The sequence below is a fragment of the Photobacterium ganghwense genome (genome assembly GCF_017329545.1).
GTDB classification, from domain to species: domain Bacteria; phylum Pseudomonadota; class Gammaproteobacteria; order Enterobacterales; family Vibrionaceae; genus Photobacterium; species Photobacterium ganghwense.
In genome coordinates, this window is record NZ_CP071326.1 from 1,138,167 (window position 1) to 1,155,988 (window position 17,822).

A 17,822-nucleotide genomic window follows, 5' to 3' on the forward strand; every position below is an offset into this window, starting at 1 on the left:
TTTTTACAAAAACCTTAGATTACTTGATATAAGAGGAAGTATAAAAAATTGACTAATGAGAACCGCGACTAACCTAATACGTTAACGCGATTGGGAAAAACGAGTCAGAGAAATTCACCCTGACTCATTATTGTATTAGGGTAATAACAGTAATTAAACGTAAAATTCCGCCTTGCTTATTAAGGCTGACATTTCGGTGTAACGACTAGAGGGACAAAATACCATATTAACAACATCTCTATAGAAGGCGTTGACGAGGATGAGTTAATGTAGCCATTACGGATTCACCATCCAGAGAATTTTCCAGAACCAGATAGTACCAGTCGAAATTCTTCCCGGTCTTTTTCACATTGGTAAATAAACCAAAATGTTGAAAACCAAATTTAATAAGGTTTTGTGTCGATGCTACGTTACCTTCTTTAATCACCGCATAAAGTAACGCCAAACCATGTTTCAGCGCATATTCGATGCGTAAATGGGTAAGTTGTTTCGCAATACCTTGCCTTAAATAAGTGGGAAGAACGTAAAGGTGACCAATTTCACCAATATCTGCCTGCTTAAGTGCTTTTATAGTAGCAACCCCCACCACTTTTTCGCCATCAATGGCAACCACCACACAAAAATCGTTGGCCAAATTTATAGGAGTCACTAAATGCTTCGCATTAGGCTGTGTAGCGAGAATTGCGGTGGCATCTTGTAACTGATCCTTAGTTGGATGAATCTGATAACGAATCACATCCGACATGAAAAAGACTCCAAAGGGTTTTTATAGACAATAATGACATCAGAAAAGTGTTTGGCAACGTTAATATGCACTCGCGCTCAACGTAGCCGAAGTTGGTTTCGCATGCTGCATATTTGAAAGGATTAGATTTGAATGTGTCCGACTTTAGTGTGTCCTGCTTGAATGAGCCTAGATTGAATGAGATAAGGATATGTTAGTGATGGCAGGCATACAGGAGGACCGTTCGAATATACCCTGCCATCTTGTCGACACTGTCTCGAACAGTGCCAATACAGGTTTTACCCTTATGTACGGTAAAGCACCTTAATAATATGGTATCCGAATTTTGTTTTTACCGGACCAATTGGCTCCAGCACCTTGCCGCTGAATACCGCTTTATCAAACGCCGGCACCATCGCTCCGCGGCGAAATTCACCGAGGTCACCGCCACGCTTACCTGACGGACACGTTGAATATTTTTTTGCAAGCGTCTGAAACTTAGCGCCTTTTTTGAGTTGCATCAAAATATCGTCGGCCTGTTCTTTGTGTTTGACCAGAATATGCAGAGCTGCTGCAGTGGATGCCATAATGAAAACCTATTGTCACAGTAAAAAACGCCCGAAGTGTGCGATAAATCACTCAAAGTAGCAAGAGTCAGAACGGGTTACGCGTAAAATTCCGTTCAAAAATCAGATTCAACAGCTTATACGACAGCATCCTAACAACAGTATCCGACAACGACATCCACTGGCATTTGCAGGCTTCCCTGCCTAACGCCCTACCTCGTTTCACCGGTTATCCCCAGCCTAACTGTCTGAGGCTGATAGTATCGTTCCAGATTTTGGTCATGTGCCGAATTCGATTGTCCTCAAACTGCATCACATACACGTAATCTGCCGCGATGGTTTTTCCGGTAGGAACATCCGGGCCACCCGGACCGGTGTTGGTGCCATGAAACACGGCGTAAGCTGCTACAGCGTCTCGCGATTCGTCTTCGGCAAAGAACCGTAATTCATAGTGCCCATCAGGTATAGGCGTTAATATTCCTTTGGTCCATTCGGTGTATTGTTGCAGCGTATCTATCTCAGTCAAAGCATCGGCCTGGGCTGAGAAGGTGGCATCGGGATGGCAATAAGCACTGCATATCTCCCACCCCTGACCAGTTTCACAGGCTTCAAAAAATAGTTTTGCTTGCTCAAGTAAAATACTCATAGATGGTTACCTCGCAATAACGGGCCCCATTTACGTAACCATTCAATCGTGGATTTAAAATCGGTGACTTAAACGCGCATACCACCGTTGAAAAAGCAGTGCCAGATGCCAAATTGGCAGCGTCGACAGGCCGCCCTTCAAGTGTGGACTATTTAAAATAAAGCGAATAGTTAAAAGCGAATAATTGACTAAAAGCCGCAAAAACAACAGCAAAGAAGAAACACCCTAAAGCCCTTCCGTTCAGGGCGATTCTTAATCAGCCAATGGTTAACCAGTTAATGTTAAGCCGCAAGTGCCAAAAACCGGGCAGAGATAATATTGGTTCAGAGAGTCGGCTATCCGGCTGTCAGTGCCCCGACCCACGCTTAAACCAGAGAACTCAAACCTTTTAGCTTTTCCAGCAAAACCTCTTTTTTGAACGGCTTCGCAACATAGTCATCCATGCCGGCATCAAAGCATTTGGTAATGTCTTCGTCCAGCACACTGGCTGTCAGCGCAATGATTGGGGTACGGGTAATAATGTCGGACTGATCGTTTTCCCAGCGGCGGATCTCTCGGGTCGCTGAAAAGCCATCCATTATCGGCATCATGCAATCCATCAACACCGCATAGTAAGGTGATCCCAGCTTAAACGCTTCGACAGCTTCTTGCCCGTTACTGGCAATGTCGTATTGGTATCCTGCTTTTTTCAGCAAAACAGATGCCACTCGCTGATTAACGATGTTATCTTCCACGATCAGGACTTTTTCGGTTTCCTCGGTATGTACGGTGTCACTTCCCAGCGTACTGGCTTCTGTTTTACCCGAGCTAATCGCTGACTTCAGTGTTCTGACGAAACGTCGCCCAAGCAATGGCAAGGTAATGACCCCATCAACGCTGTTGCCAAAATCGTACTTATCATCCAGATGACGGCAACTCAGCACCACCGGCAATCCCGGTAACAACTGACGAATCTCAGACAGGTGAAGTTTTGATTCTGTCAGCGAGTTCTGGCAGTAAATGACTAAGTCATAGCTGTCCGTTTCAACGCGCTGCGCTTTGCCGAGAAAATGCTCCACAGTCAGGGCTTCAGCATGCACGCCATTTTTGCGGCATTCATGGTGAATCCATTCCCGGTGATCAGAGCTATCACCGACGATCAGCACATGGTTACCTCGCAGAGGCTCAACATCCGAAGGGAATTGCTGATAAACAGGTGCTTCGATACTGAACGTGAAACGGCTGCCGATTCCCTTCTCTGACTGCAACTGAATTTCGCCATCCATTAACTCCACCAGCTGGCGGCAGATTGCCAGTCCCAGCCCGGTGCCACCAAACTGGCGGGTGATTGACCCGTCTTCCTGAGTAAAAGGAGCGAAAATCTGCTGTTGCTTATCTTTTTCGATACCTATCCCTGTATCCGTGACCGAGAACGACAGCCTGACATGTTTCTCATTCACACGCTCATTCGTTATTTCAAGGGTAATGGAACCACTGTGAGTAAACTTCACCGCATTAGAGAGTAAATTGATCAGTACCTGACGCAGCCGGTATTCATCCAGCATGACCAGAGCCGGTAAAGCCGGGTCAAGTTTAATTTGCAGATCAAGTCCGTGTGTCGCGGCGCGCGCAAGAATGATCGTGATAGTGTCATAGGCGACCTCCTGAACGTCACACTCCGTTGGTGCCAGCACGAGATTCCCTGACTCAATCTTCGAGAGATCCAGAATGTCATTTATCAGCAGCAACAAGGTCTGTGAGGAGGTTTCAATGGTTTGCAGATACTCCACCTGTGATGGAGTCAGTTCCGTATCAGCCAGAATCCCCGACATGCCAATGATACCATTTAGCGGCGTACGGATTTCATGAGACATATTCGCGAGGAAGGAGCTTTTCGCCTTGTTGGCTTTTTCCGCCTCTTCTTTAGCTCGGATAAGGTTGATCCGGTTCTGGATTCTCTCATCAATCAGGCGGTTCAGTTTATGGCTGAACTGCGTCAGCTCATCATTGCCATCAGCCTCGACTTTGGCTTCGTGACCACCGGTTTTTTCCAGACTGGCCATTGATTTCAGTATCCGGTTTAAATACGAACCAAAACGATGGAACAGATTCATGCCCAGAATCAGGGTCACGACCAATGAAAACACAATACCGGCAATATAAAACCAGATCAGGGTGCGGGCTGACTGAATGGAGTCATCAATATTTCGGTGCAACTCACTGCTGAGTGTGTGAACAACATACTGAATCAGGGCATAACGCTCGTTCAGCGTTTTCACCATTTCTGTCATTCCGACGGTGACCTGATTGTCATCAAAAATCTGGTTACGATAACTGTGGCTGGTCGCAAACACCGGATTGGCAAAGGTATTGCTGAGCAATTCAATTTGCGCTGGCGTGGCATTGATCGTCAGGTAGCGCTCGATGATCAACTGCTGTCGTTCAATCAGGGTATCAAGTTGTTCTTTATAAACGGGAGCGTTTTGCGGTATTTGATGAATCAGCTGGATATACCAGTTTTCCTGCTGTGCCCAAAGTTGAAGCCATTGTAACTGAAAGAGAATATCGACCTTTTGTTCAATCGCCGCTTCACCGATGGCCAGTTTGTGCTTTTCCAGCAGCACCAGGTTTTGCGTCACCAGATCAATACCCCAGTCTGACCAGTCATTCACTTCTTCTGGTGAAACTCGCTCATACTCTTCCAACAGCTCTTTCATTTCTAACGTTTGAGTCTGTACCTGCGGTAAGGTAGTAAGTGAGAATGCACTGGCCAGTTGCGACTCGAAACGAGAAAGCGATTCATAGGCAGGGATGGATAAATGCGGATTGCCGATATTGGCCAGTTTGTCTGTTTTCAGGGTATGTACAGCCTGTGAAAAATCGGAATTAGCATCAAGCAGTTCGATTCGGGACTGCAACATTCCCAGTGATTTCACCTTATCCAACAATTTTGTGACTTCTTCTCCGGTAAATACCCCCGCGAATGCCATCGGCAGGATAACCAGCGTTAATATACGCAGTTTGATTGAAAGCCTGTTAAGAAGGCCCATATTTGCTCCTTGCTTTGCATTCCTGAAATGTCTATTTGTAGTCACATCAATGTCTACTAGTATTTATAGCAGGATATAAGCAGTACGATGGAACTTTATCGATGTTCAAAGGATTGAGTTTTACACATTTTTTCCTCGCTACGCTGATCGTATTTTCACTACTCACCACCAGCAAAATGACGCTCGCAAGGGAAGGAAACGACGTTGAATTTGCTGTCTTTACGCTCAATAGCGATCTTCCCCCGCTAAGTAAGAGTAAAGCCCGCATGCTTTACAAAGGGAAAACCAAGAAACTGAACGGCAGCATTAAGATCGTCCTGGTTGATTTATCTGAAAACTCCATTCACCGCGAAGAGTTTTACAACATGTTACTTGGCAAGTCGGTATCTCAAATGAATGGCTACTGGGCCAGTCTGTCATTTTCCGGCAAAGGGACACCGCCGGAAGAACTGTCTAGTGACGACATTAAAGACATTCTGGAGTGGCTGAACAACAATCCGAACGGCATCGCGTATGCGCCCATTCGCGATGTGCCCGAAAATGCCAATATTCTGATCACGGTGTTACAAGGAGAGTAACGGAATGACCAAATACATTACCTTATTACTTCCACTGCTTGTCGCCGCCCCTTTCAGTGAGGCCGCCATTCCGCTTTCTGACTCATTATCCGTCAGCGGGTTCGGGTCAACATCGGTGACTCGTACCGATAACGCCGCACCGCTGTTTGTACATCGTGAAATTGTCGATGACACCTGTTTTGACTGTGATACGACATTTGGCTTGCAGGCTGACTGGCAGTTATCTGATGCTTTCAGGGCATCGTTACAGGTTGTTAAACGCCCTCAGGATCACTGGTCTGATCCTGAAATGGAATGGGGTTATCTCAGCTATCAGTTCGGCGGGCTCAACCTGAAAGGCGGACGTCTGCGCATCCCCTTATTTCTGATGTCGGAGTACTACTACGTCGGCCAGACCTACCCATGGGCACGTCCCCCTCAGGAGGTTTATGACAGTATTTTAGGGTTTACCTATTTTGACGGTATCTCTGCCCTGTGGCTGAAAGAGCTGAATGATGAAGCCATTGTGACACTGTCACCCTATTATGGCTTTGAACGCAATAATACTACGCGCCTCGGCGATGAAACCCTGACATTCGATACCAATCATATGGCGGGTTTATCTGTCGAACTCAGCGGTTTTAATTACCGCATTCACTTCGGCTATATGAATACTCAGTACACCTTGACCTCGGATCCGAATCCATATCAGGAAACGCTGAATATCTATACTCTGGGTGCTGAATATTCCTGGGATGGCTGGCAGCTGATTGCTGAAGCTCAGACGGATAAATTGCAAAGTAACTGGTATTTGTCCGGTGCTTATACCATAGATAAATTCACACCATATCTGGTATACGGCGAAAGTCATCATCGCAGAAAATCTCAGAGTCTGACGGCGGGTGTTCGATACGATTTAACGTACACAATTTCACTGAATGCTGAATGGCAAGGCGTTTACATGGCACGCTCGGATTATGATGCATTAAACCCCGGCCAGTTTACGGTGCCAAGCAAACGTCTCGGGGAAGATAAAGATGCCCAGTTATTTACTCTGATGCTGAGCTTTATTTTCTGAGGCTTTATCGGAACGGTGTTAAGTCTCTGCGGGATTTTGGTTACCAATTGGCCTATCTTCAATTTACCAAGTACCTATCGATATGGCCGATATGGTCTACATGGCACCTGTTTATCAGGAGTTAGGTGCCTGATTCCGTTACAAGGTGCCGCTACTGGATGCAAGCTACAAGGTGCCAATTCCAGAAACCTTAGCACCTTGCCGTATTGGGGTTGATTGGGTTTATCTACCAACAGGGTTTATCTGCCAATAGGTTTTGTCACAACGTCACGAAAACATCCGTTACCCGTTATTTAAACTGTGGAAAGAAAGGCACATCGGTAAATACCCAGTCACGATCTTTAACTGGCGTGTGACATGCCACGCACACGCCAGCGCCTTCATTAAAAGGCTTTTGTTCAGGCCCAACCCAACGCGCCCAGCCCCAGCCATACGTTTCTGTAAAACGTTTAGAGTCTTTGAACATAAACTCAGCATGGACAAACTCACCCGGCACAGTAGCTGCTTTCCAATTTTCCAGCTCGGTATCTTTCCACACGACTTTGGCTAATATCGCCCCGTCCGGCCAGGGATTGGTTTGGCCTTCCCGCGCGGCCTTCACCGCCAATTCATTGCCTAAGATTAAGCGGATTGTGTTGTTATCCGTACGGTGCGAAACAGCGACTGCAGACCATTGATCCCATCCTGCCGGATAATCTATTCCGTGCGAGGGTTGCGGCAGGTCCGTGGCAGCAATACTGCCAGAAGACCCAAGCGTGAATAGCAACACTAAAGGCAGTTTTACCTGAAGACGCTTTACCTGAGACAAGTCAGCTTTCATCATTACTCTCCTATCAGGGAATGTGGGCATGGAATTTGGGCATGAAATCTGAGTCTGGCCGGCAGTTACCTGCCCGCTTAACCGTTATCACATTGCCAGAAGTATAGCTTCCTCAGGAGAATCTCTTTTCCGCAGACACAGTTAGTCCATTGACACACTCAGGCGAGTCAACAGCCAACAGACTAGCTGGGTTTACATTCACTCACAGCTGCCACTTAATTCGGTTTAACTAACATCGCTGCACCGAAAACCCCGGCGCTGTCACCCAGCTTGGGTTTGACAATTCGGGTATTGAGCACCGGATTAAACAAATGCGGTAAAATGGCCTGCTCAGCATGCTCGTAAAGGCTGTCAATATTGCCCACTCCGCCGCCAACCACAATGACATCCGGATCCAGAATATTGATCACCTGAGCAACCGCCTTTCCAAAGTACGAGTAAAGCCGCTCCAATGTTTTCTGCGCTGCCGGTTCTCCCTGCGCTGACATGGCAACAATTTGCTGAAGTGGCACCGGCGCACTGACCTTTGCCTGTTGCTGAAAATATTGTTCAAGTCCTTTTCCGGAGATCACGGTTTCCACACATCCGGCTTTTCCGCAGTAGCAGGCAACCCCACCAGCTTCAATAACGTTATGTCCCCACTCACCGGCGATACCATGACAGCCGTACAGAGCCTGGTTGTGCACCACAATGCCACTGCCGACACCGGTTCCCATAATGATGCCGAAAACAACCTGTGCATCGGGGCAAATATCTTTTACTACACCTAAACGGGTTTCTGCCAAGGCAAAGCAATTTGCATCATTGGCCAGCACCACAGGCACACCCAATTCAGCTTCCAGATCACGATCAAGCGTTCGTCCGTTTAAAAACGTGGAGTTGCAGTTTTTCATCACCCCCGTTGCCGGGTCCAGCGTACCCGGCGTACCGAAACCCACTCGCGCCGGAAATACACCAAGTTCGTTGGCACAAGTGTTAACCAGCAGACCAATCCGGCCAATAACGTGCTCGTACCCCTGCTCACCTTCAGTATCAATTCGGTGTCGCAGGACGCACTGATCTTCCGTATTCATCACCGCACACTCAATTTTGGTGCCGCCAAGGTCCACACCCCAATAAAACTGACTCATTTAATATCCTTGTTGATGCGTATAGCTGCGTAGCTGAAGCTTATCTGGTGGTTAGGTTGGCGCGCGTATCGTTTGAACATAACCGGTCGCTAGAATCACACTATCCACCGAATACCATACGCTGCACACGCTTTACAGCAGGCTGATCGACACCAAAAGCAAAGCGCGCAAAATCAGCCATAATTAAACCAAAACGATAACCAACAGTGATCGATGTTTGCTTGGCTAACTTTAGCCAAGATTCGGTTTGTATTCTCAGTCACATAGCAAACTATGGAGAGAGAAATGTTTTTGAAAGAGTCCCGTACCGGCGATCTGGTGGATGTCATCGACATGGCATCCCTGATCAACCCATTCTCCAATGAAGTTACTGTGCAGTATCAGTCTGGTGAGGATCTGGCTGACCCGGTCAGTGTTGATAAACAATATCTTGCGTTCCCCTCTGGCGAATCCTTACCAGAGTGCTGGGTCAACGGATATTACCGAAAATGCCATCGCTGAGCGGCAGTAAGAGAACGGTACCAAAGTGCATGTAGCCGTAACGAAGATACAGGTAACCCACTTGAGGACAATGTATCAGGGTCCCTATGTCAGGATCCCTATATTCAACATGAGCACAGCGCGGTACATTCAGGCAAGCGATACCCTAACTGGCTACTAAGCTAACTGACGGTAAAGGTATTCTGGCCGCGACCATTTCCTTGTAGCGACATCAGAGGATCAGTCAGCGCCGAGTTTGCCGCGACAAAAAAGAGAGCCTTCGGGCTCTCTTTTTTTGCTATTTTTCACTGGTCTGTTAACGAGTTGGCAGACCAGCGTGTTCGGTTCACGTTACAGCGTCAGCTGACTGATACTCTGACTAATCTGTGTAGTCAGGCGAGAGACCCCTTCTGACAACGCCAGAACCTGAGCATCGTATCCACCGGATTCAAGCGGTACCTGAATCGAAAATGGTTGCCTGGAGACCGCTCTGCCTTCCGCATCGGTCAAAATCCACTGTCCGCTCAGTTGTGCCAGTCCCGTGAAATGCCCGTTAAAACGGTCAAATTTCACCTGCAGTTTCGGCACATTCGCATTACTGACGACCGGTGAGAGCTCGTCAAACCAATAGCGAGACTGTTTCTGACGCAGTTCCTGCGTAATGATGCGGGTCAGCTGTTTAGACAAACTCTCTGCCCACAGATTCTGGCGCGCCTGAACAACTTCCGTTTCACTGGTCTGATAAACCAGACCTGTACCGGACAAGTGCTCCGCAACCTGAACCGGTCTTACCACAACAACCGGCTGATGTTTATTGGCGAACGAGGTCGCCAAATTCGTTTCGGTGGTTGGCAGCAAATACGTTTTGCTGGTGGTCGGTTCCGATGAACTGCACCCGGCCAGAAGCAGTGCCAGTAAGACGACTCTTTTCATTATTGTTTTCCTCCAACCGGAATCGGATCAGCCGGTGCTTCATCTGAGAAGATTAGTGAATTAGGTTTATCATTCAACTGGCGTAAAACAGGCTGCAGGTCAGCCATTACCTGCTCAAACTGCTGCAGTGCAGATTCCAGATTCTGATATGGCACGCCGTCTGGCCCGTAACCATTCAGGGTATTCTGAATCTGTTGCAGGCTCTTACGAATCTCGCCCGGCAGCGCCTGTGTCTCTTGCTGCGCTAACAGATTGTTAAGCTGACTAGCCACTTTTTCAGTTGCTCGCAATGTCTGCTGCGACGTTTCCATGGTTCGAGTCAGTGTTGTCAGCGTATCTTCAATCGGCAGATTGTTGACTTTCTTCAATACAGCCATCACTTCACGCTGAATTTGAGCAAAGCCACCCGCCTTGGTCGGGAAGATCGTATATTCACCATATTGCCGCGGTACAAACGGCTTCTCATCTTTATAGATTTCCAGATCAACCAACAACGCACCAGTCAGCAGACTGCCTGTTTTCAGGGTCCCGCGAAGTCCGTTACCAAATTCCTTCTCCAGATTGACCTTTAACGATTCCAGCGTCTCGTTGCTGACATGCTCAGCGACACGTCCCAGCTCGATACGTACTAATACCGGAATTGGACGGTTGCTAAAGCCTTCACGTACACCAATCGCCATATTCAACGGCACTTTTTGAACCGTACCGATGCGAATACCACGGTATTCCACTGGCGCCCCCGCTTTCAGGCCGCGAACGGACTCATCAAACAACATGACATATTCCAGATATTCGTCGAAGAAACGTTCACGTACATCTTTGATACTGTCATACAAGCGGAACACAGATTTGTCTTTCGTGATCAGCTCACCCGGATCGTAACCATTAGGCACGCGGAAGCTTACCCCGCCAGTCAATAAGGATTCAATTGAGCCGATTTTCAGGTTAAAGCCCTCTGCCGAAATCTGCATATCAACACCAGACGTCAGCCAGAAACGGGTACGCTTACGAATTAGTCCGTTGTAAGGCTCGAAAATAAACAGCTGGTAGTGTGCTTTCTTGGTGTTGGTGTCAAACATGACTTTCTCAACACGGCCAACCGTAAAGCCCTCATACAAAACAGGATCGCCCACCCCCAGTTTACCGGCTTCATTGTGGGTCAGAATCAAACGCAGCCCTTTTGCATCAGGTGGCGCGACCGGTGGAATATCGAGCACATCGAAATGACGTTTTTCTTTGTCTGCATGGCCCGGCTGCAACTGAATATACGCACCAGAGAGCAACGTATCCAGCCCCGAGACACCCGACTTACCAATGCGCGGTTTCACGACCCAAAATAAGGTATCTTCCATCAGCATACGCTCGGCGTCTTTATCCATCTGGGCAGTGACTTCAATCGCACTGTAATCATCGTTCAGGACCACATCGGTCACGACACCCACTTTTACATTCAGAGCGCGGATCTCGGTTTTACCGACTTCGATCCCCTCTGCGGTATCGAGACGCAGGGTAATAACCGGGCCCTGACTGGTAATGTACTGAACAAGCATCCAGATACCGATACCAACGGCAATCAGGGGTACCAGCCAGATGGACGATACCTGCTTAATCACATGGGTTTTAGCCCTTGATGAGGGTTGTTCACTCATAGATTTCTTTCTCTTAATGGTTCACAGCGTTTTGTGAGGAATTCGTGTCACTTTCTTGTTTGGTCCAGAACACGCGCGGATCGAATGACATCGCAGACAGCATGGTCAGTAATACCACGCCTGCAAATGAAAGTGCCGCCGGACCCGGGTAGATCGCCATCAGGTTTTGCAGTTGTACCAGCGCAACCAGAATCGCCACGACAAAAATGTCGATCATTGACCAGCGACCAATAAATTCGGTCATCCGATAGAGCTTCAGCTTCTTGATAGCTTTCATATCATCCATCGACGTGGCCTTCTGGGCATGTGAATACAGCCAGATAAGGGCAAAAATTTTCGCCAACGGAATCAGAATACTGGCAAAGAAAATCACCGCCGCAATCGGATAAGACTTCAGTTGCCATAGCAGCACCACCCCTTCCAGAATGGTGGAGCCTTCACTATTACCCAAGCTCACGGTGTACATCATCGGGTACAGGTTTGCCGGAATAAAAAAGATGGTGGCAGCAATAAGCAGCGCCCAGGAACGTTGCAGCATCGCTTGCGGATGATAACCATGCAATTTACCGTGGCAGCGCACACATCGCTTTCCGTCCTGATCAATGGCATTCAGCTGACCGCAATAATGGCAACTGATGTGATTGTCAGACAGGTGGGAGTCACCGGCTTTGACCTGCGGCAGTCGTTCCATCGGCAAGAACTGCATCCATAACCAGGTAGGGTCAACCATCGACACGCATTTCACCACCAGCACGGTGTAAATACAGAACGCCCAGAATGACATACCCAACCCGATATCAGCCAATGAAGCGATCTTGATCAGGCTGACCAGCACCCCAATCAGAAATACATCCACCATCAACCAGGGTTCAATACGCAGCATCAACCGGCACAGACGTTTTTCCGTTGCACTGATCGCATTACTGCTTCTGCCCATCACCAGTGTCCAGGCCCGAAAATAAAAATAGAGTAAAGAAATAAGGTAGGTTGCCGGCAGAATCAGCACCGTCAGCAGAAGCAAAAGCGCCAGTAAACTGTTCTGAAACACACTCAGCATTTCTGCTGCGTGCATAAGCGTGATTTCCTGTTTGATCCCCTTCACACTAAATGACATGAAAGGAAAGCTGATGCTTGCCACCAGCATAACCAGACTGGCAACGCCATAAGACAGCGGACGCTGAAAGGGCAAAGCTATTCTTTTCGCCAAAGTGTGATCGCAACGGGGACACGTTGCTTTTTCACCATCTTTTAATGTCGGCAGTTCAACCACCAACCCACACTCTTCACAGCCAACCAGCGTGTCAGGCTCTTGTGGTTTGCCCATATGTAACCTCTAAATCCCTTATCTATTATCAGTATAGATAAGGCTCACGTATGATTTTTCGCAATCATAACGCAAATATATTTCATTCCATAAGCAATAAAATACTGTTTTTACCTTAACGTAACATGAAAAAACCCTAAGTTTATTAAACTTAGGGTTTTATGAAAGCTCGGCTAACCGTAAAGATTGCCGCGATTTTTTATGTCATTATTCTGCCAGCAACTGATCGGTTTTTGCTGCGCAAATGAAATCATTTTTATGTAGCCCTTTGATGGAGTGGCTCCACCAGCAAACCGTTACTTTGCCCCATTCCAGAGTAATCGTCGGATGGTGGAACTCTTCTTCCGCCATTTCGGCCACTTTGTCGGCAAAGGCCCATGCCTGCTTAAAGTTCTTAAAGCTGAATACACGCTCTAGCTGCTTAATGCCATCACGATCCAATACGTCCCATTCCGGAATATCTTTCACCAGCTCTGTTGTTTCCAGTTCCGTCACCATTGGCGCATCAATCTGGCAAGCTTCACATTTCAGTTCATGTAATTCAGACATAGTTCCCCACTTTTTTGTCTTCGTCCTTGTTTTTCGGTGGAAACAGCGGTTCATGAAGGCCCATTGCCTTCGCCTGCTCCACCATACTCATAATATCCTGCTGAGCCAGCTCAAAAAGCTGTTGAATGTCATCCAGGATGAAATAGACAGGTTGCATGATATCAATGCGATATGGTGTTCGCATGATATCAATCGGGTCAAATGGCCGGTAAATCGGTTTGACCTCACGTTGTGATAATTCAATCTGTTCGGTGTTCTGTTGGTTTAAGCCCGATTCAGGATCGTTGACCGAATCATTGGCACTTTCGAAATCACCTGTCAGCGCAAATCGCGTTTCACCCGGCGATGACAAAATACCGCCCCCGTAAATTCGGATGCCGTTGGTTTCCTGCAGCAAACCGAACTCTACGGTAAACCAGTACAAACGTGCCAGATATACCCGATCTTTCGGTGAAGCACTGAATCCCAGCTTCCCGTAGGTATGCGTAAATTCAGCAAACGCCGGATTCGTCAGCATGGCGCAGTGACCGAAGATTTCATGGAAAAAATCCGGCTCTTGCAGATAATCAAACTCTTCGCGGCTGCGCAGGAAGGTGGCAACCGGAAATTGCTTGTTTGCCAGCAATTCGAAGAACCTGTCAAAGTTAATCAGGGCGGGTACTGCGACACACTCCCAGCCTGTTTGTGCTTTCAGCACCCGGTTGACATCCCCCAGTTGCGGCGCTTTGTCGATTGGTAAATTCAACATTTTCAGGCCGTCAATGTAGGCCTGGCAGGCACGTCCGCTCACGCAACTAAGCTGACGAGTCACCAAATCATGCCAAATCTGATTTTCAGACTGATCCCAGTCCACAAAGCCTCGTTCATCGGGCTTTTTTGATACATATTTAGTCGCACTACCCATAATCGTCCTACTTCATCTGTTTCTGCCTCACCTTGGCAAATTTGGTTGGTCCTAATCATTCAGTTCAGCTTTCGGATTCACTTCCCCGGAATAGGAAAGTGATTGTCCTCGCTGGTTATTAATTAGATTAGGAGGGTTCAGGTGGACAAAGGAAGCCCTTCTCAAGAATCAGAAAAACCCCACCTGTAACATTTCATTTACACACCATTTTCAACCCTGAAAAACCCCTCCAGAGCCCTTGTAAACACTGGGGGTTGCCATTACTCATTGAATTTACTTGGATATGTAAAGCAAACCGAACATCTGACAAAAAGCTAAATTTCGGCAACAGTTGCCTGTTAGCACGCTCTGGGCCAGAGTTAAGCTATGAATTAACAAAACGTTAACCACGGATTTAACGTCAAATTTTACCCACCGATAACCAGAGGGACAGGCAATGCGTCAATGGTTTCAGTTTCCTATTTCTGAAGGGAAAGTCTCCCGGCAGGCACACTGTGATCTACCGGAAGGCACGTATGAGCGCGAGTGTGGCAAGGAAGGTTTTTTTGGTCCGGCCAGTCATATGTACCACAGCCACCCGCCAACAGGCTGGACGGAATGGGAAGGGCCTTTGCGTCCGCGAGCGATTGATACCAACCTGATTGAAACTCAAGGCAATTCGCCCTGGGATGCCGCCCTGTTATTGTTCAACAACAATGTCCGTCTGCGTTCATGGCGCTGCGACAAAGAGATGGACCACCTGGCCCGCAATGGTGATGGAGATGAAGTTCTGTTTATCCATAACGGCAGCGGTGAATTGTTCTGTGACTACGGCCACCTGAGTTTCCGTGACGGTGATTACATTGTGTTGCCACGCGCCACCAGCTGGCGTATTGAGCCGCACGAGCCGGTTGAAATGTTGCTGATCGAAGCCACCAACAGCGGCTACAAAATGGCAGAACGCGGTATTGTCGGTAAACATGCGGTGTTTGACCCGGGCGTGCTGGAATATGCACGAATCAACGACACCTTCCTGGCGCAGCAAAGTGACAACCAGACCTGGAAAGTGAAGCTGAAAGCACGCAGCCAGTTAAACACTATCACTTACCCGTACAACCCGCTGGATGCACAGGGCTGGAAGGGGGATCTGACCGTGTTCAAACTGAACTGGCGTGATATCCGCCCGCTGATGAGCCACCGCTATCACCTGCCGCCATCGGCACACACTACCTTTGTGGCAGATGGTTTTGTGATATGCACGTTTGTACCACGCCCAATTGAAAGTGACCCGAATGCACTGAAAGTGCCGTTCTATCACAACAATGATGATTATGACGAAGTGCTGTTCTACCACCGCGGTAATTTCTTCAGCCGTGACAACATCGAAGCCGGCATGATCACGCACCACCCATGCGGCTTTTCACACGGCCCGCATCCGAAAGCGCTGGCAGCCAGTATGTCATCACCGAAGAAAGAAACCGACGAGGTCGCCGTCATGATTGATACCCGCTGGCCACTCGAAGTGAGTGAACAAGCGGAAAGTGCTGAAAATAAAGACTATGTTTATTCTTGGAAAAGTCGACCTAAGACCAACGAATAACGCAGCAGGCCGCACTTATTTCACGTTGCGGCCCACCCAAGGATTAACATTGAAACAAGGAGTATTACGTGAAACTAGCTTCTCTTAACCATGGTCGTGACGGCCAGCTGATTGTTGTTTCCCGCGACCTGAAAACGGCCGTTCATGCCCACGACATCGCCCCTACTCTCCAGTTTGCACTGGATAACTGGGATCAGGTCGAGGCCGATCTGCAGCATTTGTACCGTAACCTTAATGACGGTATTGCACCGGATACCTTTCCGTTCAATCCGGCGTTGTGTGCCTCTCCTCTGCCACGCGCATACCAGTGGGCAGACGGCAGTGCTTACGTTAACCATGTTGAACTGGTTCGCAAAGCCCGCGGTGCCGAAATGCCGGAAAGCTTCTGGACCGATCCGCTGATGTATCAGGGAATGTCTGACGGTTTCCTTGGCCCGATGGACGACATCCTAGCGGTAGACGAAAACTGGGGCATCGACTTCGAAGGAGAAATCGCAGTCATTACTGATGATGTCGACATGGGTACCCGCACCGAAGAAGTTCACGGCCATATTAAACTGCTGATGCTGGTAAATGATGTTTCGCTGCGTAACCTGATTCCTGGCGAGCTGGCCAAGGGTTTTGGTTTCTTCCAGTCCAAGCCTGCTTCTGCTTTTTCTCCGGTCGCCGTGACCCCGGACGAACTGGGTGATAACTGGCATGACTACAAAGTTCACCACCCTCTGACGGTGCATCTCAATGGCGAGCTGTTTGGTAATCCGCATGCAGGTACAGACATGACGTTCAACTTTGCGGAACTGGTGCAGCATGTTGCGAAAAGCCGTGCTATCTCTGCCGGTACCATCATAGGTTCAGGTACAGTTTCAAACAAAGATCGCAGCAGCGGCTCATGCTGTCTGGCAGAACGCCGCATGCTAGAAATTATCGATCAGGGTGAAGCGAAAACACCGTTCATGCGCTTTGGTGACAAAGTCCGTATCGAAATGTTTGATGACAACGGGCACTCCATTTTTGGCGCCATCGATCAGACGGTTGTGCGTTACGAGCACAAATATCACGATGAAGATCTGAACCACCACGATCCGCATCACGTGTAAAAACGGTACTTATTGCGCTTTGATTCAGTGCTGACACCCAGGTGTCAGCACTGTGCTTAGAGCGAAACAGGTTTAGCGCATAAAAGGATTGTTATCATGAAACTGTACGATTATTACCGTTCTTCCGCGTCTTATCGGGTCAGAATCGCCCTTAACCTCAAAGGGCTGGAGTATGCACAACAGCCAGTATCACTACTGGACAACGAACAAAACAGCACAACATATACCGCGCTTAATCCAAGCGGACTGGTGCCGGGCTTCATTCCCGATCCGGCGGCAGGATCCGAAAATGACGGCGAACTTCTCAGTCAGTCACTGGCCATTATTGAGTATCTGGATGAACGTTATCCGGAGCCACCACTGCTGCCTTCCGAACCATGGCAAAAAGCCAAATGCCGAGAAATCGCGTTCGCGATTGCCTGCGATATTCATCCCCTGAACAACTTACGGGTGCTGAAATACTTGACCGGTCCACTGGCCATTGACGAGAGCGAAAAAATGGCCTGGTATCACCACTGGCTGAAGCAAGGCCTGCAAAGCCTGGAAGTCATGGTAAGTCGCCATTCTCACCCTTTTTGCTGCGGAGATGAACCCTCACTGGCTGATATTTGCCTGATTCCTCAACTCTATAACGCGAAACGTTTTGGTTTCGATCTCAGCCATTACCCTCGCCTACTGGATATTGAAGCACGCTGCCAGGCGCTACCGGCATTTATTGCCGCCCACCCTGACAACCAGCAACCTTGAGGTAACAGAT

At 48.2% G+C, this 17,822-nt stretch carries 17 protein-coding genes; 6 read left to right on the top strand and 11 right to left on the bottom strand.

The genetic code is table 11. The features are described from left to right. Positions 1–238 precede the first annotated feature (238 nt). The 4 genes from FH974_RS21290 to FH974_RS21305 all read right to left on the bottom strand — a co-directional run bounded on the left by FH974_RS21290 (position 239) and on the right by FH974_RS21305 (position 4,965). Positions 239–745 carry a GNAT family N-acetyltransferase gene (locus FH974_RS21290; RefSeq protein WP_047885829.1) on the bottom strand — a complete coding sequence of 169 codons (507 nt, stop codon included), beginning with the start codon at positions 743–745 and terminating at the stop codon, positions 239–241. Between the two features lie 284 nt (positions 746–1,029). Continuing rightward, on the bottom strand, positions 1,030–1,311 hold the full coding sequence (gene ppiC, locus FH974_RS21295; RefSeq protein WP_047885830.1) for a peptidylprolyl isomerase PpiC: 282 nt from the start codon (positions 1,309–1,311) through the stop codon (positions 1,030–1,032). A gap of 208 nt (positions 1,312–1,519) precedes the next feature. Beyond that, the gene (locus FH974_RS21300) at positions 1,520–1,936 is read right to left on the bottom strand and encodes an ester cyclase (RefSeq protein WP_047885831.1); all 417 of its coding nucleotides are present in this window, start codon (positions 1,934–1,936) and stop codon (positions 1,520–1,522) included. Positions 1,937–2,301: 365 nt separating this feature from the next. Continuing rightward, complete coding sequence (locus FH974_RS21305; RefSeq protein ID WP_207103744.1) at positions 2,302–4,965, bottom strand: hybrid sensor histidine kinase/response regulator; 2,664 nt, start codon at positions 4,963–4,965, stop codon at positions 2,302–2,304. Between the two features lie 101 nt (positions 4,966–5,066). Between FH974_RS21305 and FH974_RS21310 the strand changes: the two genes are divergently transcribed. Together FH974_RS21310 and FH974_RS21315 are read left to right on the top strand one after the other, a co-directional pair. Next, complete coding sequence (locus tag FH974_RS21310; RefSeq protein WP_242551904.1) at positions 5,067–5,543, top strand: hypothetical protein; 477 nt, start codon at positions 5,067–5,069, stop codon at positions 5,541–5,543. 4 nt (positions 5,544–5,547) lie between these two features. Further along, positions 5,548–6,600, top strand: a complete 1,053-nt coding sequence (locus FH974_RS21315) for a porin (RefSeq protein WP_047885834.1) — start codon at positions 5,548–5,550, stop codon at positions 6,598–6,600. A gap of 289 nt (positions 6,601–6,889) precedes the next feature. Here FH974_RS21315 and FH974_RS21320 read toward each other — a convergent pair whose 3' ends face one another. Beyond that, positions 6,890–7,423 (bottom strand): cytochrome P460 family protein, encoded by a 534-nt coding sequence (locus tag FH974_RS21320; RefSeq protein ID WP_207103745.1) that lies wholly within the window; start codon positions 7,421–7,423, stop codon positions 6,890–6,892. A 212-nt stretch (positions 7,424–7,635) separates the two neighbouring features. Continuing rightward, on the bottom strand, positions 7,636–8,550 hold the full coding sequence (locus FH974_RS21325; RefSeq protein WP_047885836.1) for an ROK family protein: 915 nt from the start codon (positions 8,548–8,550) through the stop codon (positions 7,636–7,638). 285 nt (positions 8,551–8,835) lie between these two features. Between FH974_RS21325 and FH974_RS21330 the strand changes: the two genes are divergently transcribed. After that, positions 8,836–9,051: a hypothetical protein gene (locus FH974_RS21330; RefSeq protein ID WP_047885837.1), complete on the top strand. Its 216-nt coding sequence runs from the start codon at positions 8,836–8,838 to the stop codon at positions 9,049–9,051. Between the two features lie 330 nt (positions 9,052–9,381). Here FH974_RS21330 and FH974_RS21335 read toward each other — a convergent pair whose 3' ends face one another. From FH974_RS21335 to phhA, 5 genes are all read right to left on the bottom strand, one after another. Then, positions 9,382–9,963 (bottom strand): PqiC family protein, encoded by a 582-nt coding sequence (locus tag FH974_RS21335; protein WP_047885838.1) that lies wholly within the window; start codon positions 9,961–9,963, stop codon positions 9,382–9,384. Continuing rightward, positions 9,963–11,612 (bottom strand): intermembrane transport protein PqiB, encoded by a 1,650-nt coding sequence (pqiB, locus tag FH974_RS21340; RefSeq protein WP_047885839.1) that lies wholly within the window; start codon positions 11,610–11,612, stop codon positions 9,963–9,965. The genes FH974_RS21335 and pqiB overlap by 1 nt, the downstream gene beginning before the upstream one ends. Before the next feature lie 13 nt (positions 11,613–11,625). After that, on the bottom strand, positions 11,626–12,936 hold the full coding sequence (locus tag FH974_RS21345) for a paraquat-inducible protein A (RefSeq protein WP_047885840.1): 1,311 nt from the start codon (positions 12,934–12,936) through the stop codon (positions 11,626–11,628). A gap of 207 nt (positions 12,937–13,143) precedes the next feature. Beyond that, positions 13,144–13,485 carry a 4a-hydroxytetrahydrobiopterin dehydratase gene (locus tag FH974_RS21350; RefSeq protein WP_047885841.1) on the bottom strand — a complete coding sequence of 114 codons (342 nt, stop codon included), beginning with the start codon at positions 13,483–13,485 and terminating at the stop codon, positions 13,144–13,146. Further along, on the bottom strand, positions 13,478–14,389 hold the full coding sequence (gene phhA, locus FH974_RS21355; protein WP_047885842.1) for a phenylalanine 4-monooxygenase: 912 nt from the start codon (positions 14,387–14,389) through the stop codon (positions 13,478–13,480). The genes FH974_RS21350 and phhA overlap by 8 nt, the downstream gene beginning before the upstream one ends. A 436-nt stretch (positions 14,390–14,825) precedes the next feature. Here phhA and FH974_RS21360 point away from each other — a divergent pair, with 436 nt between their 5' ends. From FH974_RS21360 to maiA, 3 genes are all read left to right on the top strand, one after another. Next, positions 14,826–15,968, top strand: coding sequence for a homogentisate 1,2-dioxygenase (locus tag FH974_RS21360; protein WP_047885843.1), 1,143 nt, complete (start codon positions 14,826–14,828; stop codon positions 15,966–15,968). Between the two features lie 68 nt (positions 15,969–16,036). Then, positions 16,037–17,065, top strand: coding sequence for a fumarylacetoacetate hydrolase family protein (locus tag FH974_RS21365; RefSeq protein ID WP_047885844.1), 1,029 nt, complete (start codon positions 16,037–16,039; stop codon positions 17,063–17,065). Between the two features lie 96 nt (positions 17,066–17,161). Further along, positions 17,162–17,812, top strand: a complete 651-nt coding sequence (gene maiA, locus FH974_RS21370) for a maleylacetoacetate isomerase (RefSeq protein ID WP_047885845.1) — start codon at positions 17,162–17,164, stop codon at positions 17,810–17,812. Positions 17,813–17,822 lie beyond the last annotated feature (10 nt).